This window comes from Coriobacteriia bacterium (assembly GCA_030652115.1).
GTDB lineage: Bacteria > Actinomycetota > Coriobacteriia > Anaerosomatales > Anaerosomataceae > UBA6100.
Genome location: JAUSBK010000001.1, coordinates 445135 through 468563 on the forward strand (window position 1 = coordinate 445135; position 23429 = coordinate 468563).

19 protein-coding genes are annotated in these 23429 nt (G+C 67.0%); 14 read left to right on the forward strand and 5 right to left on the reverse strand.

Features of this window, described 5'->3' with window-relative positions; all coding sequences use genetic code 11:
• The first annotated feature begins 67 nt into the window (after positions 1-67).
• The 7 genes from Q7W51_02240 to Q7W51_02270 all read left to right on the forward strand — a co-directional run bounded on the left by Q7W51_02240 (position 68) and on the right by Q7W51_02270 (position 11287).
• Positions 68-769, forward strand: coding sequence for an ABC transporter ATP-binding protein (locus Q7W51_02240; protein ID MDO8847192.1), 702 nt, complete (start codon positions 68-70; stop codon positions 767-769).
• Entirely contained in the window at positions 763-4179 is a 3417-nt protein-coding gene (locus Q7W51_02245; GenBank protein ID MDO8847193.1) for an ABC transporter permease, read from the forward strand. Before Q7W51_02240 ends, Q7W51_02245 begins: the two co-directional genes overlap by 7 nt.
• Before the next feature lie 351 nt (positions 4180-4530).
• Positions 4531-5910 carry an alkaline phosphatase gene (locus tag Q7W51_02250; protein MDO8847194.1) on the forward strand — a complete coding sequence of 460 codons (1380 nt, stop codon included), beginning with the start codon at positions 4531-4533 and terminating at the stop codon, positions 5908-5910.
• A gap of 137 nt (positions 5911-6047) precedes the next feature.
• Entirely contained in the window at positions 6048-6527 is a 480-nt protein-coding gene (locus Q7W51_02255; GenBank protein MDO8847195.1) for a histidine phosphatase family protein, read from the forward strand.
• Between the two features lie 162 nt (positions 6528-6689).
• Positions 6690-9431: a SpoIIE family protein phosphatase gene (locus Q7W51_02260; protein ID MDO8847196.1), complete on the forward strand. Its 2742-nt coding sequence runs from the start codon at positions 6690-6692 to the stop codon at positions 9429-9431.
• A 28-nt stretch (positions 9432-9459) separates the two neighbouring features.
• Entirely contained in the window at positions 9460-11067 is a 1608-nt protein-coding gene (gene pckA / locus Q7W51_02265) for a phosphoenolpyruvate carboxykinase (ATP) (protein MDO8847197.1), read from the forward strand.
• Between the two features lie 4 nt (positions 11068-11071).
• Positions 11072-11287, forward strand: a complete 216-nt coding sequence (locus Q7W51_02270) for a hypothetical protein (GenBank protein MDO8847198.1) — start codon at positions 11072-11074, stop codon at positions 11285-11287.
• A gap of 3 nt (positions 11288-11290) precedes the next feature.
• Here the strand turns inward: Q7W51_02270 and Q7W51_02275 are convergent, their stop codons facing one another.
• The 5 genes from Q7W51_02275 to Q7W51_02295 all read right to left on the reverse strand — a co-directional run bounded on the left by Q7W51_02275 (position 11291) and on the right by Q7W51_02295 (position 15552).
• Complete coding sequence (locus Q7W51_02275) at positions 11291-11899, reverse strand: phosphatase PAP2-related protein (GenBank protein ID MDO8847199.1); 609 nt, start codon at positions 11897-11899, stop codon at positions 11291-11293.
• Positions 11896-13104, reverse strand: coding sequence for a glycine C-acetyltransferase (locus Q7W51_02280; GenBank protein MDO8847200.1), 1209 nt, complete (start codon positions 13102-13104; stop codon positions 11896-11898). The genes Q7W51_02275 and Q7W51_02280 overlap by 4 nt, the downstream gene beginning before the upstream one ends.
• A gap of 24 nt (positions 13105-13128) precedes the next feature.
• The gene (gene tdh / locus Q7W51_02285; GenBank protein ID MDO8847201.1) at positions 13129-14175 is read right to left on the reverse strand and encodes an L-threonine 3-dehydrogenase; all 1047 of its coding nucleotides are present in this window, start codon (positions 14173-14175) and stop codon (positions 13129-13131) included.
• Positions 14176-14194: 19 nt separating this feature from the next.
• On the reverse strand, positions 14195-14986 hold the full coding sequence (locus Q7W51_02290; GenBank protein MDO8847202.1) for a slipin family protein: 792 nt from the start codon (positions 14984-14986) through the stop codon (positions 14195-14197).
• Between the two features lie 68 nt (positions 14987-15054).
• Entirely contained in the window at positions 15055-15552 is a 498-nt protein-coding gene (locus tag Q7W51_02295; GenBank protein MDO8847203.1) for a DUF2510 domain-containing protein, read from the reverse strand.
• A gap of 201 nt (positions 15553-15753) precedes the next feature.
• On the opposite strand from Q7W51_02295, the gene Q7W51_02300 reads away from it, so the two are divergent.
• The 7 genes from Q7W51_02300 (at position 15754) to Q7W51_02330 (ending at position 23362) form a co-directional block, all read left to right on the forward strand.
• Positions 15754-16041, forward strand: coding sequence for a GYD domain-containing protein (locus Q7W51_02300; GenBank protein ID MDO8847204.1), 288 nt, complete (start codon positions 15754-15756; stop codon positions 16039-16041).
• A gap of 97 nt (positions 16042-16138) precedes the next feature.
• Complete coding sequence (locus Q7W51_02305; GenBank protein ID MDO8847205.1) at positions 16139-18184, forward strand: TPM domain-containing protein; 2046 nt, start codon at positions 16139-16141, stop codon at positions 18182-18184.
• A 56-nt stretch (positions 18185-18240) separates the two neighbouring features.
• On the forward strand, positions 18241-18960 hold the full coding sequence (locus tag Q7W51_02310) for a PspA/IM30 family protein (GenBank protein ID MDO8847206.1): 720 nt from the start codon (positions 18241-18243) through the stop codon (positions 18958-18960).
• Positions 18961-19056: 96 nt separating this feature from the next.
• Positions 19057-19617 carry a DUF45 domain-containing protein gene (locus Q7W51_02315; protein MDO8847207.1) on the forward strand — a complete coding sequence of 187 codons (561 nt, stop codon included), beginning with the start codon at positions 19057-19059 and terminating at the stop codon, positions 19615-19617.
• A 63-nt stretch (positions 19618-19680) separates the two neighbouring features.
• Complete coding sequence (locus Q7W51_02320; GenBank protein MDO8847208.1) at positions 19681-21567, forward strand: APC family permease; 1887 nt, start codon at positions 19681-19683, stop codon at positions 21565-21567.
• A gap of 376 nt (positions 21568-21943) precedes the next feature.
• On the forward strand, positions 21944-22993 hold the full coding sequence (locus Q7W51_02325; GenBank protein MDO8847209.1) for a Fic family protein: 1050 nt from the start codon (positions 21944-21946) through the stop codon (positions 22991-22993).
• A gap of 81 nt (positions 22994-23074) precedes the next feature.
• Positions 23075-23362, forward strand: coding sequence for a hypothetical protein (locus Q7W51_02330; protein MDO8847210.1), 288 nt, complete (start codon positions 23075-23077; stop codon positions 23360-23362).
• Positions 23363-23429: the final 67 nt, after the last annotated feature.

A 23429-nucleotide genomic window follows, 5' to 3' on the forward strand; every position in this document is an offset into this window, starting at 1 on the left:
ACCGCACGAGACAGACCGCTCACCGCTCGCCCCTGGGTCTCACCCGTCGCGCGATACGAGGGAAGCTATGGCATTCGTGCGCTTCGAGGACGTCCGCAAGGTCTACCACGTCGGCGAGGTCGACATCCACGCCGCTGACGGCGTGACGTTCGACGTCGAGCAAGGAGAGCTCACCGTGATCGTCGGGCCGAGCGGCGCCGGCAAGACGACGGTTCTCAACATGCTCGGCGGGATGGACACCGCCACCTCGGGCACGATCCTGCTCGAGAACGACGAAGTAAGCGCGTACTCGCCTCGGAGGCTCACCGAGTACCGTCGCTACGACGTGGGCTTCGTCTTCCAGTTCTACAACCTGGTACCCAACCTCACGGCGCTTGAGAACGTGGAGCTCGCGGCACAGATCTGTCGCGACCCGCTCGATCCCGCCGAGACGCTTCGCGAGGTGGGCCTCGGCCACCGCCTGGACAACTTCCCCGCACAGCTCTCCGGCGGCGAGCAGCAGCGTGTCGCGATCGCGCGGGCGCTGGCGAAGAACCCACGGCTGCTGCTGTGCGACGAACCCACCGGTGCGCTGGACGACGCCACCGGCAAGCAGATACTCAAGCTGCTGCAGGACACCGCGCGCGCACGCGGCCGCACGGTCATAATCATCACCCACAACCACGCGTTCACGGCGATGGCTGACCGGGTGATCCAGATCAGCAACGGTCGAGTCGTCGACATGCGCGCGAACGCCGCGCCCGTCTCGGCCGACGAGATCGAGTGGTAGGCGCAGGAGTGCGCTTCGCGTTCAACAAGGAGATCGTCCGCTCGATCACCCACTCGTGGACCCGGTTCATCGCCATCTTCGCGATCGTGGCGCTCGGTGCGGGCTTCTACGCGGGGCTGCGCATGTGCGCGCCGGACATGCGCATCACCATCGATCGCTACCTCGACGACACGGCGTTCATGGACGCGCACCTCATCTCCACGCTCGGCTTCTCGGATGCCGATGTAGCGGCGGTCGGCCGTGTGGAGGGCGTGGATGCGATCATGCCGTCGCACGTCGCGGACGCGACGGCGAGCACCGGTGACGCGAGTGTCACCGTGCGGATCCACTCGCTCGATATCGAAGCGGCCGCGGCGAGTGACACCACAGACGGCGAACGCGCCCTCTCGGCGGACCCGGGCTACCTCAACCGCCCGATCCTCGTGGAGGGGCGGTGGCCGGAGCGTTCGGGCGAATGCGTGATAGACCGGACCAGGGTCTACTCCAGCGGGCCGCAGATCGACGACACGTTGCTCCTTACGGCCGGCACGATGCCGCTCGAGGACACGTTCGCGCGTACGGACTTCAGGATCGTGGGCGTCGTCGACTCCTCGTATTACCTGCGGTTCACACGCGGAACCACCACGCTGAACGACGGCAATATCGACCGGTTCATCTACATCCCTGAAGCCGACTTCGCCGACCCCGACACCTACACCGACCTCTTCCTCACGGTCGACGGCGCGGCCGCGCTTTCCACCTTCTCGTCCGACTACGACGAGCTCGTGGAGCCAGTGGCGCTCGCGCTATCGGACATCGCGCCCGAGCGCACTGCTGCGAGGCTCGCCGAGGTCAAGCTGAGCGCGCAGGACACGCTCGACGAGAAGCGTGCCGAGTACGACGAGGCCCGCGCTACCGCGGACGCCGAATTCGCATCCGGAGCTGCCGACCTGGACGCCGCCGCCGCGGAGATCGCCTCCTCGGAGACGCAGCTCGCGTCCGCGCGCCGGCAGTACGACGCCGGCGTGGCCGAGCTCGCAGCGCAACGCAGGGCCTTCGAGACGCAGACCTCGGCCGGCCAGGCGCAGATCGACGCCGGGTGGGCCGAACTGGCGACGCAGCGCGCGCAGCTCGATGCGCTGGCGGCTGCACTCCCGCTCCTCCAGCAGCAGGTCGCCGCCGCGCAGGCCGCGGTCACCGACCTGCAGCTCGCCTACGACGCAGCGCTCGCCGAGGAGGCGCTCGGCCACGCCACGTCGCCGACCTCCGCCGAGCTGCTGGTGCAGCTCACGGCCGCGCAGTCGCAGCTGGTCGCCGCACAGACCGCGTACGCCACGCAGGTGGCCACCTACGACGCCGGGACGGCCGCGCTCGCTGCCGGGGAGCAGGAGCTGAACGCCCGGCAGGCCGAGCTCGATGCGGCCAGGGCTTCTGCCGAGGCGCAGTTCGCCGCAGGGCGCGCCAGACTCGCGGCCGCGAAGCGTCGGATCGACGAGGGGTACGCAGCGCTCGCCGAGGGCGCGCAGACGCTCGCCGAAGGTCAGGCCGACTACGAGCGACAGAAGGCGGACGCCGAGGCGGAGCTTGCTGACGCGCTTGCCCGGCTCGACGATGCGCAGGCCGAGATCGACGGCCTCGAGCGTCCCGACTGGTACGTGCTCGGCCGGGGTACGAATCTCGGCTACGCGAGCGTGGCCGGGGATGCTGATGGCATCGATGCGATCTCACTCGTGTTCCCGCTCATCTTCTTCCTCGTGGCGGCACTCGTGTCGCTCACCACCATGACCCGCATGGTGGAAGACGAGCGCACGCTCATCGGGACCTACAAGGCGCTCGGGTACGGTAACGGCCGAATCGCCCTCAAGTACCTGGTGTACGCCGGCATCGCGAGCGTATTCGGCAGCATCTCGGGCATTCTCATCGGCTCGCAGGTCCTGCCGGACACCGTCTGGAACGCCTATACGACCGTCTACACGGCGCCCCCGGCGGCCACTCCGATCGACGTGCCGCTCGCGTTGCTGGCGGGTCTGGCCTCGGTGAGCATCACGCTGATCGCGACCTTCGTCGCGGTCGAGGCCACCCTGCGCGAGGGGCCCGCGACGCTCATGTTGCCGCGCGCTCCGAAGCCCGGAAAGCGCATCTTGCTCGAGCGGATCAAGCCGCTGTGGTCCCGGATGTCGTTCTCCCGAAAGGTCACCGCTCGCAACCTCTTCCGCTACAAGAGGCGCCTGCTCATGACGGTGATCGGTATCGCCGGCTGCACTGCGCTGCTGCTCACCGGCTTCGGCCTCAAGGACTCCATCAACGACATCCTCGATATCCAGTACGGGGAGATCTCGCACTACACGACTATCGTGGGCTTCGATCCGGGGACGCTCGAATCCACCGCGACCGCGGGCACCCGTGACCTCCGGGACGCGCTCGAGGACCAGGCCGTCTTCACCGACTATCTGGTCGTGAACGTCGAGGGCATGCAGATCACCAACGCCGCCGATCCACCGACGGCGGCCTCTGCGAGCGACGGCGGGACCGCCGTCCCCCGGGGCTTCGGCAACGAGGGACCCGACGAGATGTCGATACACGGGTACGTCTGCGCGCCGCGTGAGCCAGGTCGCTTCGGCGACTTCATCTCGCTGCGCGAACGTCGAGGTGGCGACGGGCTTGCGCTCGACGACTCCGGCGCGGTCATCACCGAAAAGATCGCCGACAAGCTCGGGCTCGAGGTCGGCGACGAGGTGCGCATCGAACGCCTCGATGAGAACGGCAACACGGTCGCCGGCTCGGCTGCGGTCTTCCCGGTCTCGGGCATCACCGAGCACTACGTGTCCCACTACGTTTACGTGATGCCCGCGCTCTACGAGCGCACGGCGGGTAAGCCGCCGGTCTACAACGAGGCGCTCACCATGGCGGTGGCGCGCGATGCCGGGGAGCGAGACGAGCTGTCGCAGGCGCTGCTCGAGCTGGATGGCGTGACCACCGTGCAGTACAACGACGACATCACCGAGTCGTTCGACGAGATGCTCACGGGTGTCGACTCGGTGGTGCTCATCCTCATACTCGCCGCCGGCATGCTCGCGTTCATCGTGTTGTACAACCTCACCAACATCAACGTCACCGAACGAAAGCGCGAGATCGCGACCATCAAGGTGCTCGGCTTCTTCGATCCCGAGGTGAACGCGTACATCTACCGCGAGACCGCGGCACTCGCGATGCTCGGCTGCGGGCTCGGTCTGCTGCTCGGCATCGGGCTGGAGGCGTTCGTGATCTCCACGGTCGAGATCGACGTCGTGATGTTCGGCCGCACCATCCATGCGGCGAGCTACCTGTACTCTGCGGCGCTCACGCTGCTGTTCGCGGTAGTGGTGAACCTCGCCATGGCGCCAAAGCTGCGCCGCATCGACATGGTGGAGTCGCTGAAGTCGGTGGAGTGAGGCTCGCGGCCGCATGGGGATAACCGCGTCCCTGTTGTCGACGCAAAGCCGCAGGTCAGCCGAGTGATGATACCTCCGTGTAACCACCCATCCACGCTATCCACAGGCCGAGCCAGCGAACCGGGTCGAGCCCGTCTGGCGTCGGTTCACTTTGGCCTAACCTCGGCTACACGCGCTCCTAACCCGGGTTTTGCAGCAGTTCAACCACCTGACGTGCGCGCGCGACCACAATGACCACGGACACTCGTCCGAGGGGGGTGGTAGCGGAAGACCATGGCGCGCGGAACCTTCACCCGACTGGACTGACACGACGACGGCCCTTGCGCCGTCCCAACCCAAGGGGCACTCGAAATGAATCTCGCACGTACGATGAAGCGCGCGTCCGCGGCCCTTGTAGTTGTCGCGCTGACCGCTTCGATCGCGACGCCGGCCATCGCGAAGCCGGCAGGCGACAGCGGCGAGCGACAGAACTCGAAGGTCAAGAACATCATCGTGATGATCTCCGACGGCATGGGCTACAACCAGATGCTCGCCGGTGACTACTACCTCTACGGCCAGGCCGGCCGAAGCTTCGCGGGCATGCCGTTCAAGTCCGCCATGAGCACGTACGCGCTCGGCGACTCGTACGATCCCGCCGCCGCCTGGGCCTCGTTCGACTACGTGATGCAGAACCCCACCGACTCTTCGGCGGCCGCCACCGCGATGTCGACGGGCATGAAGACCTACAACGGCGCCATCGGCGTGGATGTCGACGGCCAGCCGATCGAGCACATGATGCAGGCCGCCGAGGCCGAGGGCATGGCCACGGGCGTGGTCTCAAGCGTCGAGTTCTCGCACGCCACCCCCGCAGGCTTCGTCGCGCACAACGTGAGCCGCAACAACTACGTGGCCATCGCCGATGAGATGGTCCGCAGCTCGGCAACCGATGTGATCATGGGCGCGGGAAGCCCGTGGTACTACGACAGCGGCGCCGCGCGGTCAGCCGCAAGCTACAAGTACATCGGTCTGGACGCCTGGAACGCGCTCGCGACCGGCACGCCGTGTGCGGACGCTGACGGCGACGGCACGGGTGACGCGTGGACCCTCATCCAGTCGCGCGACGAGTTCCTCGCGCTTGCCGAGGGCGAGACGCCGGAGCGCGTGTGCGGCGTCCCGCAGACCTACACCACGCTTCAGCAGGCTCGTCCGGGCGACGGCTCGGCGGCTGCGTACGCCGTAGCCTTCACGCCCGGTGTGCCCACGCTCACCGAGATGACAGAGGGCGCGCTCAACGTGCTCGACAACGATGAGGACGGATTCGTCCTCATGATCGAGGGTGGCGCAGTGGACTGGGCCGGCCATGCCAACCAGAGCGGTCGTATGCTCGAGGAGCAGGCCGACTTCGTAGCCGCCTTCCAGGCCGTCAACACCTGGGTCGAGGAGAACTCCAACTGGGGCGAGACGCTGCTGATCGTGACCGGCGACCACGAGACCGGCTACCTCACCGGCCCCGGCTCGGGTCAGTTCGCCTCCGGTCCGGTGTGGATACCCGTTGTGAACCTGGGCGTCGCCACAATGCCGGGAGTGCAGTGGAACTCCGGTGACCACACGAACGCCCTCATCCCGTTCTTCGCCAAGGGTTCCGCAGCACGCCAGTTCAAGGTGGAGTCCGATGAGGTCGATCCGGTTCGCGGACGCTACATCGACAACACCGAGATCGCCGAGGTGTGCTTCGGGCTGATCGAGCAGTAGCGGATGATCCGCCGGCCAGCCGGACTCCTGAGCAGTCCGGCTGGCTACACCTCCAGGCGCGGGTCCGGCCCCTGCGGGGCGGGGCCCGCGCCGCGGAGTAGGGCACAAAGTGTCGTGATGAACCGAGGAGTGCCGTCATGAACCTGTACATGCTGCGGCATGGGCCTGCGCTCAGCCGCGAGGAATGGAGTGGCCCGGACGACTTGAGACCGCTGTCCGCCGACGGGATGAGGGCCGTCGCTGACGTAGCGGCTCGCATCGAAGCCCTGGGCATCGGCACCGAGGTCGTCCTCACCAGCCCCTACGAGCGCGCGCTTCGTACCGCGACGATGATCTGCGACGTACTGGGCGATGGGCTGCTGCCCGTTCCTGACAGGCGCCTTGAGCCGCTTGCGTTCAACGCCCCCGCGCTCGCGGAGATGCTGGAGCCGTACATCGACGCGACGGCCGTGATGCTGGTCGGGCATGAGCCGTCGATGTCGGTGGTGCTCTCGCAGATCGTAGGCGGCGGGCAGTTCGTTCTCCGCAAGGCGGGGCTTGCGCGCGTGAAGCTGGACCCGGGGTCGCTTCGGCGCGGTGTACTGGAGTGGCTCGCGCCCCCACGGCTCTGGCGCTAGCGCGCCTCCCGCACGCCCGACCCCCTGCGCCGCGCCCGCACCGTGAACCTCGCCATGGCGCCAAAGCTGCGCCGCATCGACATGGTGGAGTCGCTGAAGTCGGTGGAGTGAGGCGGAAACGGGCATCAAACAGGGAGGATGGGCCACGTAAGGGGAGCTACAGTGGGCCGACGCCAGGATCTCGACGGGACTATGCGCGGACAGCCGGACGCGGTGCCGGGACTTGCCGCCCTCGTCGACGTGCCGATGCTCCAGTCGATGATGGATGACTTCAACACGATCACCCACATCCCGATGGCGCTCATCGATCTGGACGGGGCGGTGGTCGTCGGGGCGGGGTGGCAGGAGGCGTGCACTCACTTCCACCGGGTGAACGAGCAGACACGCGCCCACTGCGTGGCGAGCGACACCGTCCTCACCGCCGAGATTCCCGTCGGTGAGGTGAAGCTCTACAAGTGCCGGAACGGGATGTGGGATGCGGCCACCCCGATCTTCGTCGGGAACCGACGGGTGGGCAACCTGTTCACCGGGCAGTTCTTCTTCGAGGACGAGACCGTCGACCTCGTGTTCTTTCGCGAACAGGCGCGTCGGTACGGGTTCAGCGAGCCAGAGTACATCGCGGCGATCGAATCCGTTTCCCGACTGAGCCGCGAGACCGTGGAGACAGGGCTCCGGTTCCTCACGAACCTCTCAAGCATGATCTCGCAGCTGAGCTACACCAACGTCGAGCGCGCGCATGCCGAGGCCGAGTTGCAGGAGGCGCTCGACACCCAGGTCCGGTCGGCGCGGCAGCTGGTCACCGAACGTGGCGTCTTGCAGGCGATCATGGAGAACACCGAGACGTGTCTCGCGTACCTGGATACCGAGTTCAATTTCGTGGCGGTGAACTCCGCCTACGCGCGTGGCTCGGGGCACGAAGCGAACGAGCTGATAGGCAAGGGTCACTTCGAGCTCTTCCCGAACGAGGAGAATGAGGCGATCTTCCGCCGTGCGCGGGACTCCGGCGAGGCCGCGGAGTGCCGCGCCAAGCCTTTCGAGTTTCCCGGTCAGCCCTGGCGCGGCATCACGTACTGGGACTGGAGCCTCAGCCCCGTCAAGGACGACAGCGGTGCACTGCAGGGGTTCGCGTTCTCGCTGCGTGATGTGACCCACAGCGTCCGTGAGCACGCCTTCAGTGACGCGATCAACCGGCTGAACGACGTGATCCACTCCGATCTCGACACCGGCAAGATCCTGGCGCAGATTCTCCCTGAACTCGCCACCGCGATCGGCTCCGAGTTCGTCTCGGCGGCTCTCCTCGGAACCGACGGACGATGGAGGCTGGCCGAGGTGTACGGTCTGCCCGAGTCTCTGAAGAGCGCAACGTACTCCGACGAGGAGTTTCCGACCGCCACGCTGGTAGCTCGTTCGGGCTCTCCCGCGGCGATCCGCATCGAGCCGTCCACGCCGAGGTCCACGCTGGCGGAGTCGCTCGGTGTCCAGTCGGCGCTTGTCGCGCCACTCTCGGTTCCCGGACTCACGATGGGCGCACTCTCCTTCGGCTATCTCACGGGCCCCGGCGAGTTCGACGACTACGCAGTCGACTTCGCTGCGAAGATCGCGGCCTCGTTGTCGCTCGCGCTCAACAACGCGCGGCTCTTCCACGAGGCACGGCATGCGGCCAGACTCTCCGAGACGCTCGCTACGGTCAACGAGATCCTCCTTTCCGCGCTCACGGCCGAGAATGTGCTGGCGCGACTTGTCGGGGAGGTCTCCGAGGTCGCGGGCGCGGACAAGTCATTGGTGATCGACGTGCGCGGGGGCGATTTTGCGATCACCCATGTCAGGAACGTGTCCGATGATCTGGTGGGCGTCCCGAAGCCCGCGTCGTTCTACCCGGCGTTCGCACTCGCCGCCACGCGGAGGGCGCCCGTCCTCGTCGAGGACAACTGGAACGACCCACGAACGAACAAGGAGTTCGTCGTGCCGCGCGAGATGCGCGCCTTCCAGCTGCTTCCGCTGATGACCCAGGGTCAGGTCACCAACGTCCTCGCACTCGCATACGCGAGCCCGCAGACCTTCGACGAAGACGATTACCGTTCCGCGGAACGGATGAGTGCCGCCATGTCGGTTGCGCTCAACAACGCCCGGCTGTACGAGAACGAGCACCTCATCGCCGACCGCCTGCAGGAGGCGCTGCTCGCCCTTCCCGGCAGCGTGCCGGGCGTCGAGTTTGCACACGCGTACGACGCGGCTACCGGTGCCTCCCGTGTGGGCGGGGACTTCTACGATGTCTTCCCGCTCGACAGCGACCACGTCGGCATAACAATCGGGGACGTGGCGGGCAAGGGCCTGAACGCCGCCGTGCTTACGTCGCTGGCAAAGAACACGATCCGTGCGCACGCCAACGAACCTGGCAAGGCTCCCGATCGAATCCTCACCCTCGCCAACAACGTGGTCTTTCGGGCGACCCCGGCCGAGTCGTTCGTGACTCTCTTCTTCGGCATCCTGGACATCCGGGACGGGCGGCTGCTCTATGCGAGCGCTGGTCATCCTGCGGCGGCGGTGATCGTTCCCTCGGGAGCGCTGACCCTGCTGTCCAACACGGGGCCGATCCTGGGGGCGTTCGAAGGGGTCGTGTTCGGAGAGGCCGAAGTGCGGCTGGGCCCCGATGACGTACTCTTCCTCTATACCGATGGTCTGACCGAGGCACGAAGCGGCGATGACTTCTTTGGAGAGGAGCGGCTCCACAAGCTCCTTGCTACGATGCACGGCCGAGAGCCACGCGAGATGATCGACGGCGTGCTGACCACCGTGCTCGCCTTCAGCGGCGGCAAGCTTCGCGACGACCTGGCACTCCTGGCCGTACGGCGGCATCGGAACCCGATGTCGGATTCTGGTACGGTAGTCCCCGCGCGGGATTAGCCTGGGGATCGAGGATCGGGGACTCAAGATGACGGCGAGTGCACATCCTGGCGACGCCATCCGCACGCAACTTGCGGAACTCGGCCTCGCGGGTACGGGTGCGGTGCACCGCAACCTGCCGCCCGCGGAGCTCATCGCGCGCTCGCTCGCGCGCGGCGAGGGCATCCTGGCCGCCAACGGCGCCATGGTCGTGAAGACCGGCGAGCCCTCGGGCCGCTCGCCAGAGGACCGCTTCATTGTGGATGCCGCCGAGGCCACCGACCTCGTCTGCTGGGGCGACATCAACATCCCGTGCAAGCCTGCCCTCTTCGACCGTCTCCTCGACAAGGCGCGCGGCTACCTGCACGACCGCGACCTCTACATCTTCGACGGCTTCTCGGGCGCCGAGCGTACCTACCGTCTGCCCATCCGGGTGGTGGCGGACGCCACCTGGCACGCGCTGTTCGCCAACACGCTGTTCGTGCGTCCCACGCAGATCGAGCTCGAGGATTTCGTGCCGGGCTTCACTGTGATCAACTGCGGCCCGCTTCGCGCAAGCGCGGACTTCGACGGCACCCGCAGTTCGGTGTTCGTGGGTATCAGCTTCACGCGCAAGATCGTCCTCATCCTCGGCAGCATGTACGGCGGCGAGATGAAGAAGGCCATCTTCACGGTCATGAACTATCTCCTGCCGCAGCGAAACGTGCTCCCCATGCACTGCTCGGCGAATACGGGCGAGTCGGGCGATGTGGCGCTGTTCTTCGGCCTCTCGGGCACCGGCAAGACCACGCTTTCGGCCGATCCGTCGCGCCGGCTCATCGGCGATGACGAGCACGGCTGGAGCGACCACAGCGTCTTCAACTTCGAGGGCGGCTGCTACGCCAAGACGATCCACCTCTCGCAGGACGCCGAGCCGCAGATCTACAACGCGATCCGTTTCGGCTCGATCCTCGAGAACGTGATCGTGGATCCGCAGACGCGTGCGATCGACTACGACTCGGACTTCCTCACCGAGAACACGCGCGCCACGTACCCGATCGACCACATCCCCGGGGCGGTCCTCGGCGGGGTGGGCGATCACCCGCGCAACGTCTTCTTCCTCACGTGTGATGCCTTCGGCGTGCTGCCCCCGATCTCGAAGCTCACGCCCGAGATGGCGAGCTACCACTTCTTGTCGGGGTACACGAGCAAGGTCGCCGGCACCGAGGTGGGCGTGAACGAGCCGCGACCGGTGTTCTCCACCTGCTTCGGCGCGCCGTTCATGCCGCTGCCCGCAACGCGCTACGCGACGATGCTGGCCGAGCGTCTGGCCTGGCACGAGACCGACTGCTGGCTCGTGAACACGGGGTGGACCGGCGGGTCGTACGGAGTCGGCCACCGCATGGAGATCGGCCTCACGCGAGCGTTGCTGTCCGCGGCGCTCGATGGCTCACTCGCGCAGTCCGGCTTCACGCCGCACCCGATCTTCAAGGTGCTCGTCCCTCACGAGGCGCGCGGGGTGTCTGCCGAGGTCCTCGATGCGCGTTCGACGTGGGCCGACGGCGCCGCGTACGACGAGACGGCGCGAAAGCTCGCGGGCATGTTCGCCGATAACTTCAAGCAGTACGCGCAAGATGCATCCGCCGAGGTTCTGGCGGCAGGGCCGGATGCGGGGTGACGGCATGGCGGGGACTGAATACGCACACGAGCTCGGGCACATGCTTGAGGCGTCGACCTCGTCTGAAGAGCGCGTGACGCTCTGCAAGCTGCTTGCCGCGACGGGCGTGCCTGACGCGCAAGGCTACCTGCTCGATGCGCTCGCCGAAGAGAGCGATGAGCGCGTTATCGCCGCGATCAAAGAGGCGCTCGGCACCCTCGGCGATCAGTTCTTCGACTAGCGCTCAACGAGCGGTCGTCGGCGCCGTCACCGCCCGGCGGAGCCGTCCGAACAGCTGCCCCTCCGCCCACTCGCGGCTTACGAAGTAGCCCAAGAGCAGCCCGCCGACGATGTCGATCGAGTAGTGGCCGCGCGAGAACAGCATCGTCACGATCACCACGCCGAGGAGCCACGCCTGCACGGTGCGCAGGCGTGGCGTACGTCCGGCGTCGGTGAACAGCACGATCAGCAACGCGAGCGCGGTGTGGCCCGAGGGGAACAGGGTGTTCACGAACAGCGGGAACGGGATGGCCGATCCGTCGCGGGCGGCCGCAAGCGGCGTGAGCACGAGCATCGGGGCGCGCAGCAGGTACATGAGCGCGAACACGCACAGGTACTCGGGCAGCCGGTCGGGTGCCGTGCGGACCACGTGCGCGAGGAACAGTGCCAGCATCACGGTCATCGCGATCAGCGTGACGTAGCTCGCAGCCGGTGTGTGCGGCAGCCAGTCGTAGAACAGGTCCGGAGCGGACGGACGATCGGGGAACCTGAGCGCGATGAACCGGCTCGCCGCTTCGCTTGCCACGGCCGCGGAGAGGCCGAGCGCGATCGCGATCGGCCACCGACGGCTCACGCGCCTATCACGCCCATCCTTGTCCCCACGCGGATGAAGGCCTCCACCGCGGCGTCGAGCTGCGCGTCGGTGTGCGCAGCCGAGACCTGCACGCGGATGCGCGCGGCGCCCTTCGGCACGACCGGGTAGCTGAAGCCGATGACGTAGATGCCCTCGTGGAGGAGCGCGTCGGCCATCTGATGTGATAGCGCCTCGTCGTAGAGCATCACCGGCACGATCGGGTGCTCGCCGGGCCGGATGTCGAAGCCGGCCTCGGTCATCCGTGCGCGGAATGTGCGCGTGCTTCGCTCGAGCCGGTCGCGCAACTCCGTGGTCTCGGAGAGGAGCCCGAGCACCGCCACCGTGGTGGCCGCCACCACCGGCGCGAGCGTGTTGGAGAACAGGTAGGGGCGGCTCTTCTGCCGCAGCCATTCCACGATCTCGGCGCGCCCGCTCACGCACCCGCCCGACGCGCCACCGAGCGCCTTGCCGAAGGTGGTAGTGATCACGTCCACGCGGTTGGCCACGCCGCAGAGCTCGGGCGTACCCCGGCCGGTGGGTCCGACGAACCCGGTGGCGTGGCTGTCGTCCACCATCACGAGCGCGTCGTAGCGATCGGCCAGGTCGCAGATGGCTGCAAGATCGGCGATGTCGCCGTCCATCGAGAACACGCCGTCGGTGGCGATCACGCGATACCGCGCGTCGTGCGCCTCGGCGAGCTTCGCCTCGAGATCAGCCATGTCCGAGTGCTGGTAGATGAGCCGCCGCGCCTTGGTGAGCCGCACGCCGTCGATCATGGAGGCGTGGTTGAGCGCATCGGCAAGGATCGCATCCTCAGGGCCGAACAACGGCTCGAAGTAGCCGCCGTTGGCGTCGAAGCACGACGAGTAGAGGATCGTGTCATCCGTGCCGAGGAACTGCGAGATTCGGTACTCGAGCTCTTTGTGCACGGCGAAGGTGCCGCAGATGAAACGCACCGAGCTCGTACCGAATCCCCAGCGGTCGAGCGCTGCGTGCGCGGCGGCCACCACGCGGGGGTCGTCGGCGAGACCGAGGTAGTTGTTGGCGCAGAAGTTGACCACCTCGAGCGGCTCGTTCTCGCCGGGCATGGCGACCCGGATCACGGGTCCCTGCGGTGAGACGATCACCCGCTCGGTCTTGTAGAGGCTCGCATCATGCAGTCCCGCGATCTCAGCCTGCAGCGCTTCGCGCATCGTACCGAACATCGTGTGCCTCCCGCCCCCGTGCCTCTAGCACTCCCCGTCGTCGGCTCCTGGCGCCACTTCGAGGACTACCTTGCCGCTCTCGCCGCTGATCATGGCCGCGAAGCCCGCCTCGTACTCCTCGAAGGGCAGTTCGTGCGTGATGACGGGTGCGATGTCGAGGCCGCTCTGCAGCATCGTCTGCATCTTGTACCAGGTCTCCCAGATCTCCCGTCCGTAGATGCCCTTGATCGTGAGGCCGCGGAAGACCACTTCGTCCCAGTCGATTCTGACCGGCCCGGGCGCGATGCCGAGAAGCGCGATGCGCCCGCCGTTGTACATGCTCTCGAGCATCGACTCGAACGCCTCGCCGTTGCCGCTCATCTCGAATCCGACGTCGAAGCCGACCATGCCGAGCTCGTGCATCGCGTCGGGGATCGACTCGCGCGTGACGTTCACCGTGCGCGTGGCACCCATCTTCGCCGCGAGCGCGAGCCGGTAGTCGTTCACGTCGCTGATCACGATGTTGCGCGCGCCCACATGTCGCGCGATTGCCACCGCGATGATCCCGATGGGACCCGCGCCGGTGATGAGCACGTCCTCACCCACGAGGTCGAACGACAGGGTGGCATGCGTCGCGTTGCCGAACGGATCGAAGATCGCTGCGATGCGCGATGGGATGCACTCGGCCACGTGCCACGCGTTCGTGGCCGGGATCACCAGGTACTCGGCGAAGCAGCCGTCGCGATTCACGCCCACGCCTACCGTGTTGGTGCACAGGTGACGCCTGCCCGCGCGGCAGCTGCGGCACACGCCGCACACGATGTGGCCTTCGCCCGAGACGCGCTCGCCGAGCGCAAAGCCGCTCACGCCGTCGCCGATCTCGGCGATGTGGCCCACGAACTCGTGTCCGAGGATCTGCGGCGGGTGGATCGTCTTGCGCGCCCACGCGTTCCACTCGTAGATGTGCACGTCGGTGCCGCAGATCGCCACTTTCTCGATGGCGATCTTGAGTTCGCCCGGCCCCACGCCCGGCACGGGCACCTCGACGAGTTTGACCCCCGGTTCGGGGCCGGGCTTCACGATCGCCTTCATCGTGCGCTGTGGCATCGAGCTACTCCTCGGCGGCTGGCGTGGGGACGTCGGCCTTGAACTTGTCCGCGAGCGTACCGGCGAGGGACACGAACTCGCTCGGCATCATCACGATCGTGGTGGTGTTCTGCTCGGCACCCACCTCGGTGATCATCTGCATGCGGCGGAGTTCGAGCGACATCGGGTTGGCCGCCATGAGCGCGGAGGCCTCGGTGAGCTTCTTGGACGCCTCGAACTCGGCGTCTGCCTTGATGAGGCGCGCTCGCTTCTCGCGCATGGCCTGTGCTTCCTGCGCCATCGCTCGCTGCATGCCCTCGGGTAGCTCCACGTCCTTCATCTCGACCATCTCGACTTTGATGCCCCACGGGTCGGTGGCCTTGTCCACCACGTCCTGCAGGATCTTCGAGATCTGGTCGCGCTCGCGAAGGATCTCGTCCAGATCGTGCTGGCCGATGATGTTGCGCATGCTCGTGAGTGCGATCTGATAGGTGGCTGCGTAGTAGTTGGCCACGTTCACGACCGACGCGACCGGGTCCATGATCTTGAACCACAGCACTGCGTTCACCTTGATAGTGACCGAGTCCTTGGTGATGGTCTCCTGCCGCTCCACGTCCACCGTGTTCGTGCGGAGGTCGACCTTGCGCTGTGTCTCGATGCCGAGCGGGATGAGCCAGTACAGGCCGGGACCCTTCAGCCCCTTGAGCCGCCCGAGCCGGAACACGACCGCCCGTTCGTACTCGTTGGCGATGCGCAGGCCGGAGATCAGTATGCCGATGACGGTCAACACGACCGGAACCGCGATTTCCCAGAACACGCAGACTCCTCTCGACAGCGCCGGACCTCATGCCCGACGCGTTTTCACATGTGATGCACAAAACGGGCCTATGCGATGCCCTCTGCGTCAACGGATGCAGTGCCGCCGTCGGCTACATCGCCGGTCCAGCGGGTCCCGTCCCAGTAGCGCTGTTCGTGCCGCCCGACAGGATCCGCGTACCATCCGGCCGGCACCGCCGCCTGCTGTGGTGGCGTGTATGCCACGGGCGTCCCACCGAGCCGGCTCTCGAGTTCGCGGACGCGCTTCTTCAGCGCCGCCTTAATGGCGAACCCGTAGGCACCCTCCATCGGGTCGAGCTCTCCGCCGTAGACGCCGGGCATCAGTGCAGCCCCCGCCATCCAGGCCTCGATGTGCACGTTGCCATCGGGAAGGATCTCGGTCTTGATGAATTGCGGAGACGTCAGCGCGCCCGTGCCCTTGCGCCAGACCATCTCGCCGCGTTCGTCGCGGTACTCCAAGCCGTCGCTGGTCAGGTACTCGGTGATGATGCGCTGCGCGTCATCGGCCGAGCGCCCCGTGTTGAGCGTGTTCATGTACCTGGACATCGTATCTCCCCTCGATATGGACCCCGCCTAGACGATACCCGAACGGGCGTCTGGGGAACTGCGATGAAGCGCACCCGGACGTAACCCCGGTCGCGTCACATCGTGAGTGTGTCCACCCGGGCAGATGCGGATTCGGCGGACCGGCGCTCGGGTACCCATCTGAGAGAGAACGACATCCGTGAACGAGGGGGGAGATGTGGTATGGCGACCTACATCATGTTGTCGCGACTGACCGACCAGGGTGCGCGGACCGTGAAGGAGCATCCGGGACACATCCTTGAGGTGAACGACGAGCTCGCAGCCATGGGCGTGAAGGTCGTCCAGCAGTTCGCCACACTGGGACGCGTGGACTTCGTGAACATCGTTGAGGCACCGGACACCGAGACCGTGACGCGTGCTTCGCTTGAGTTGGGAGCGCGTGGCTCGATCCGGATCGAGACGCTCCCGGCCATGCCGGTCACCGACCTCATCGGAATGCTCAAAGGCTAGTGTGCCCGCGCCGTTCCGGCGACGGCGCCGATGGGTACCAATCGAGCAACACGCACGGTACGATGCGTGTATTCCCCGGCGGCGGAGGTGGTCCGGCTTGCGGCAACGACAGCGCTTCCTGTGTACGACCTGCATGCTCCTGGTGGTGTGGCTGGCAACGGCCACGGTGGCGCTTGCGGCGCCGCCGCTCAAGCTCGACGCGGGTCTTCTCACCGACGACGCGCGCGTGCTCGGCGATTCTGCCGACAGCGTTGAAGAGGCGCTCGAGCAGCTCGAGAGCGACCACAGCGTTCAGCTGTTCGTGGTCTTCGTCGAGACGTTCGACTCCTACGACGCCCAGGATTGGGCTCACGAGACTGCGGAGATCAACGGTCTCGGCATGAACGACATCCTCCTTGCTGTCGCGGTCACGGACCGCGAATACGCGTGGTCGGTGGACGCGGACTTCCCACTGAGCGATAGCGAACTCAGCGAGGTGGCCGCCGACGACATCGAGCCCGCCCTCAGCGACGATGATTGGGCCGGTGCGGCGATCGCCGCAGCCGAGGGGTACGCGGACGCGCTCGACGCGCAGGCCGCCGACGATGGCGTGGTGACGACCACGACCGACGGCGACAGTGGCGGCGGTTCGCTGTGGTGCTGCCTGCTACCGGGCATTCTGGCGGCAGCGCTCGCTGCGGCCGCCGCATTCTTCTTCAAGCACAAGAAGGGCGGCAAGGGCGCTGGCACGGGCGGCGCGCAGGGCGAGCCCAGCACCAAGGAGCTCGAGACCACTGCCGGTAAGCTGCTCGTGGATGTCGATGAGGCGCTCCGCGCCTCCGAGCAGGAGCTCGGCTTTGCGGAGGCCGAGTTCGGCGATGCCGCGATCAAGGAGTATCGTGCGGCGCTCGACGAATCCAAGACGGAGGTCGCCGAGGCGTTCCGCATCCAGCAGCAGGTATTCGACTCCGAGCCGGAGGACGAGGCCACGCGTCGCGGCATGCTGCAGAAGATCATCGCGCTCGCGGGTGCAGCAGATGCCCGGCTCGACGAGAAGGCCGACGGCTTCTCGCACTTGCGCGACCTGGCGGGACGCGCCGATGAGGTCATCGCTGCGCTCGGCGATCGGCTCGCGAAGGTCGAGGCTGGGCTGCCCGAAGCGAAGGACAAGCTCGCGCAGCTCAAGACCCGGTATCTGGAGAGCGCGCTGGGCGATGTGGCCGACGACGACACTGAGGCCGCTGCGCTCATCGAGGCAGCGCGCAAGGCGACGGGCGAGGGAGCCGAAGCAAGCGCAAAGGGCGACCGCAACGCCGCAGCGCTCGCGGCCCGCTCGGCCGAGAACGCGACCGCAACCGCGGAGCAGCTGCTCGCGGCGATTGCGGCGGCCGGCGAGAATCTGAAGTCCGCGGAGGCTGCGCTCGGCGACGAGTGCACGCGGCTCGAGGGTGCGGCTGCCGGCGCGGAGGCGGCCGACGCGGCCCGCTACGCGGCAATCGTGGCGGCGGCCCGCTCGGCAGCGGCTGCGGCACGCGGCGCGCTCGGCTCACCGCCGTTCGACCCGCCCGCTCACCTCGCCAAGGTCCGGGAGGTTGCTGGCCAGCTCGACGCAGCGCTTGCGGAAGCGCGCGATGCGGCGCAGAAGGCCGAGGCGGCACGCGCATCCGCGCAGGCGGCGTTCACCACCGCGCGTGACCGCATCCAGTCGGCCGAGTCGTATATCGGCACCCGCGGCGGCGCCGTGGGCACGCAGGCGCGCTCGAGCCTCGCCGAAGCACGGAGCCGTCTGCAGAAGGGCGAGCAGCTCCTCGCCACCGATCCTGCAGCGGCGCTTGCCGAAGCTCAGGCGGCGCAGCAGTACGCCGAATCCGCGCTCCGCTACGCGCAGGGAGATGCCGCGCCATCGGGCGGCGGCGGGATGCCGGTGATCGTTCCGGGCCCGACCTACTCGGGCGGTTCTTCGGCTGCATCCGGCGGCGGCTCCTCAGGGTGGGGCAGCTCGTCATCGTCGAGCGGTTTTGGCGGCTCGACGCGAAGGAGCGGCGGGAGCGGCTTCTCGAGCTCGAGCCGGTCGTCGTCGAGCTCCTCGAGCTCGCGGCGGAGCAGCAGCAGTAGTAGCAGCAGGTCTTCAGGCGGTCGCCGCGGAGGCGGCGGGCGCTTCTAAAGACAGGAGTCAACGGGGCATCGCCCCGCGACCATTGAGCGAAAGGGAGGACGAAGATGGGATCACAGCAGTCCATTCTCGGCAGGATCGCGCAGCTTGCGAAGGCGAACATCAACGCGCTGATCGACTCGGCCGAGGACCCGCAGGTCATGCTCGACCAGATGATCCGCGACTACACCAATGGCATCGCAGAGGCCGAAGCCGCCGTGGCGCAGACCATCGGCGGGCTGCGCATGATGGAAGACGACGTGCGCGAGGACGAGGCCGCCGCTGCCGAGTGGGGCGGCAAGGCCAAGGCCGCGAGCGCCAAGGCCGATGAGATGCGGGCCGCCGGTCAGACCGCCGACGCCGACAAGTTCGACAACCTCGCGCGCGTGGCGCTCAAGAAGCAGATCGACTTCGAGGCGGAGGTCGCCACACTCAAGCCCACGATCGTGTCGCAGACCGAGGTCGTGGACAAGCTCAAGGCCGGCCTCGACAGCATGAGGGGCAAGCTGGACGAGCTCAAGGCCAAGCGCGACGAGCTCGTTTCTCGCGCGCGCATCGCCGACGCCCAGGGCCAGGTGCAGGATGCGATCAAGTCGATCGACATCACCGACCCCACGAGCGAGCTGGGCCGCTTCGAGGACAAGATCCGCCGCGAAGAGGCCAAGGTCCGCGGTGCCGCCGAGCTGGCCGAATCCTCCCTCGACGCACAGTTCGAGGACCTCGAGGACGCGGAGTCCGACGCCGAGATCGAGGCACGCCTGGCGGGCCTGAAAGGCACCGGCGCGTAGGCGCATCACCGATTCGCCACACACACCCCGGTCGTCCGTCTCGGACGGCCGGGGTGTTGCTCTCTCAGCGGGTCCGAAGGCTGGTATGCTCTGCCGATGACCGCCGAGCGCACCCTCGTCGTCGGGGACCGCAGCATCCCGTATTCGGTCCTCAGAAGCGACCGCCGCAGCATCGCCGTGACCGTCTCTCGTGACGGCCAGGTTCGCGTGCGGGTTCCCCGGTGGCTGCCTGACCGCGACGTCGTCCGGTTCGTGAGCGACCGCGCCGCGTGGGTCGTACGCAAGCAGGCCGAGGCCACGGAGCGCGCCGCGCGGTCGGCTGGCCCACTCACCGCCGAGGAGCTCGCGAGGGCCCGGATGCTCTTCGCCGAGCGGTTCGACGCGTGCTGGGCGGTGTTCGCGGGGCCCGGAGAACGCAAGCCGCAGCTTCGCGTCCGCAGCATGCGCAGCCGTTGGGGGAGCCTCGCCCCGTCCGGGGCGATCACGCTCAACGCGCATCTCGTACGGCTCCCCGAGACGTGCCTGGACTACGTGATCTTCCACGAGCTCTGTCACCTGCGCGTTCGGGGGCACAACGCTGCCTTCTACGCCGAGGTCGCACGCTACGTGCCCGCGTGGCGTGCGCGCAGGGCGGAGCTGCATCGCCACCCGTTGTGAGCCGCGCGCCGGCTTGGAGTACCCTGGAGCCGACGACCCGACACGTCACGCACAAGGAGCCCGATGGCACGCACCCTCAAGACCTTCCTGCTCGGCGATCCGCTGCACAACCGCGAGGCGATGCACCAGCGCCTGAGCAATCCAGTCGCGCTCGCGGTCTTCTCGAGTGACGCGCTCTCGTCGGTGGCCTACGCGCCGGGCGAGATCATGCTCATGCTGGCGCTTGCCGGCACGGCCGCGCTCAGCCTCACCCTGCCGATCGCGATAGCCATCGGCGTGCTGCTGATCGTGGTGGTGTTGTCCTACCGGCAGACGATCCGCGAGTATCCGGGCGGCGGCGGCTCCTACATCGTGGCCAAGGAGAACCTCGGCACTATTCCGGGACTCGTGGCGGGAGCGTCGCTCCTGGTGGACTACATCCTCACCGTGGCCGTGTCGATCTCGGCGGCGGTCGCCGCCATCACCTCGGCGCAACCGCAGCTGCTCAAGTACACCGTGCCGATGGCGATCGCCTTCGTTCTACTGCTCGCGATCGCGAACCTGCGGGGCGTGAAGGAGTCCGGCGCGATCTTCGCGGGCCCCACCTTCATCTTCATCCTGCTGATCGGCTTCATGGTGGTCGCGGGGCTCGTGCGCTTCGCGACCGGCAACGGCTTCAGCGTTCCCGTGCCTCACGAGCCGATCGAGGCGATACAGTCGCTCGGCCTGTTCCTGGTGCTCAAAGCGTTCGCTTCGGGATGCACCGCCATGACCGGCGTGGAGGCGATCGCCAACGGCGTCCAGGCCTTCAAGCTGCCCGAGGCTGAGAACGCCTCCAAGACGCTCACCTGGATGGCGGGCATCCTGCTCTTCCTGTTCATCGGCGTGGCGCTGCTCTCCACGCTCGCCGGCGTGCAGCCCTCCGAGACCGAGACGGTCATCAGCCAACTCTCGCGCGAGATGTTCGGCACGGGGTGGCTCTACTACGTGATATCCGCGAGCGTGGCGGCCATCCTCGTGCTCGCCGCCAACACCGCGTATGCGGACTTCCCGCGCCTGTCGTCGTTCGTGGCGAGCGACGACTTCCTGCCGCACCAGCTGCGGGACCGTGGCCACCGGCTCGTCTACAGCAACGGGATCATCCTGCTCACGCTTGCGGCGATCGGCCTCTTGGTAGGCTTCGGCGGCATCACCACCAAGCTCATCCCGCTCTACGCCGTGGGCGTGTTCAGCTCCTTCACGCTCTCGCAGGCCGGCATGGTGGTGCACCACCTGCGCATCCGCGAGGAGGGCTGGCAGCGCTCGATGGTGATCAACGCCGCGGGCGCGATCACTACCGGCGTCGTGACCGCTGTGATCGCGATCGCCAAGTTCACGCACGGCGCGTGGATCGTGCTCATCCTCATCCCGCTCATCGTGGCGTACTTCCTGTGGGTGCGGCAGCAGTACGATCGCGTGCGCCGCGAACTGGCGATCCGCCCCGAGGAGTTCGCCGACCTCGACTGGCAGTCGTACAACCGGATGCACAACCATGTGATCGTGCTCGTGAAGGACATCGACCGCAGGCTCATCCGTGCGTTGCGCTACGCCAAGTCTCTCGAGGCCGACAGGCTCGAGGCGGTGTACGTCGACATCACGGGGAACACGGGCGCCTTCGAGCGTCGCTGGGACAAGGCCGGTTTCGGCGTGCGGCTCACCGTGATCGAGTCGCCCTACCGGGAGATCGTCGCGCCGATCCTCGACTTCATCCGCGCGGTGCCGAGGCCCACGAACGATCACGTCGTGACCGTCGTCTTGCCCGAGTACGCGCCCGAGAACGTCGGCGATGCGATCCTGCACGACCAGACGTCCTTCATCCTGAAGCAGCAGCTCTTCGGCGAGCCGGGCGTGATCATGACCGACGTGCCGTACCACATCAATGAGCCATGCACGCCTGGCGGGGCGAGCTGCCCGCTGCCGAGGCAGGAGTAGGCGAGGCGTACTTCCGAGGGCCGCGTGGGCGTGCGGGAGTCCCGCGCTGCGTAGTCCTCGCCGGGGGCCCTCGGCGCCTCGGAGGACATGCCTCCTCGGCGCCTCCCCCGGCTGCGGAGTGACTCCGCGCAGAACTCCTGCACGACCGCGCCGAAAACGGTGTGCGTCTCACTCGATCGAAGGCACGACCGTGAGGGTGTTGAGTCCCGCGAAGGCGGTCGCCGACTGCTCCAAGTTCAGGAACGCAGTGAGCCGTTAACGGTATCACGTGGGCACGTAGTGATTCATTGTTCTCACGCAGGGTGATGACATCATGAGTCATTAACGATATCATTCTGGCGCACTACGATTCATTCTTTCGGCGACGGGGGGAGCCATGCGCGGCTCGTTTGCACCGGGTCGGCTCGAGAACACGATGATCCCGATGTCGACCGTGCGGTCCATTGGCAGGCTCTGCGAGTACAAGGGCCGCCAACAGCTCTGTGAGCGCCAATCGCCGCAACTGCTGGAAGCCCTTCGAGACATCGCTCGGGTCCAGAGCATCGAATCCTCCAGCCGCATCGAGGGCGTCGTCGCCGATGAGGGACGCGTTGCGGAACTAGTGGCAGAAGCCGCGGCCCCGAGGAATCGGTCGGAGCAGGAGATCGCGGGTTACCGCGACGCGCTCGCAACGGTTCACGCCAACGCGTCGGGCATGCGCGTCACGACCGGACTCATCCTCGAGCTCCACAGAGACCTGTACCGCTTCACGCCCAATCCTGGCGGTGCTTGGAAGGCGGCGCCCAACGACATCGTGGACGTGCTCGCTGATGGCACCCACCGTCTTCGATTCGCGCCGGTGGCGCCAGCTGTCGTCGAGGCGGCGATGACCGAGCTCGTCGACGGCTACCAGCGTGTCTCGGCGCAGGGCACCGTGGATCCGCTGATCAGTGTCCCCGCCTTCGTGTTCGACTTCCTATGCATCCATCCGTTCGCGGACGGCAACGGTAGGCTCTCGCGGATCCTGAGTCTTCTGATGCTCCATCAGACCGGGTTCGAGGTGGGCCGCTACATCAGCCTCGAGCGGATCATCGAAGACACCAAGGACACCTACTACGAGTCGCTCGAGGCATCCTCGGCAGGATGGCACGAAGGCGAGCACGATCTCCTGCCGTGGCTGCAGTACTCGCACGGCGTGCTGCTGGCAGCGTACCTCGAGTTCGAGGAGCGCGTCGGCAGGGTGGGTACTGGGCGCGGCGCGAAGCGGCAGATGGTTATCGACTGCATCCGCCACATGCCCGAAACGTTCCGTTACGCCGATGTGGAGCGTGCGTGTCCCGGCGTGAGCCGTCCGACGATCGTGCGCGTGCTTGGGGAGCTCCGCGACAAAGGTGAGATCCGCTGCGCCAAGGGCGGACGTGACGCCACCTGGGAGCGGATCTCGTGAACGAGGCTTGGGCGAGACTGGCGGCATCCAATTGGATGAGGCCGATGGTGTGCCTTGTCACAACGGGTGGCTGAGGGAGACATGGGCCTGACGCTTCCCGGATATGTTGCGATTGCCTCACTCATCGTGATGGGGATAGCGCACGTGCTGATCGCGGTGCGCTTCGGCTACTTGCATCCGATGTCTCAGAAGTACCTGCGGATCAGTCTCCCGCTTGTGCTGGGGGTCATTCTCCTGGGCTCGATCGAGGCGAGATCCTGGCAGTGGGGGCGAACGGTCATCTACGGAGCGCCTTGGATCGTGACGCTCGTCGGAGGCGGGGCGTGGATCGTGCTTGTCGGTGCAGCCCCAATGATTCGCCGTCGCTGAGCCGCCAAGAGGCGCCCGTTTGTCCTTCGAGCGGACGAGCCGACGGCGGGCGCGGCGAACAACCTGC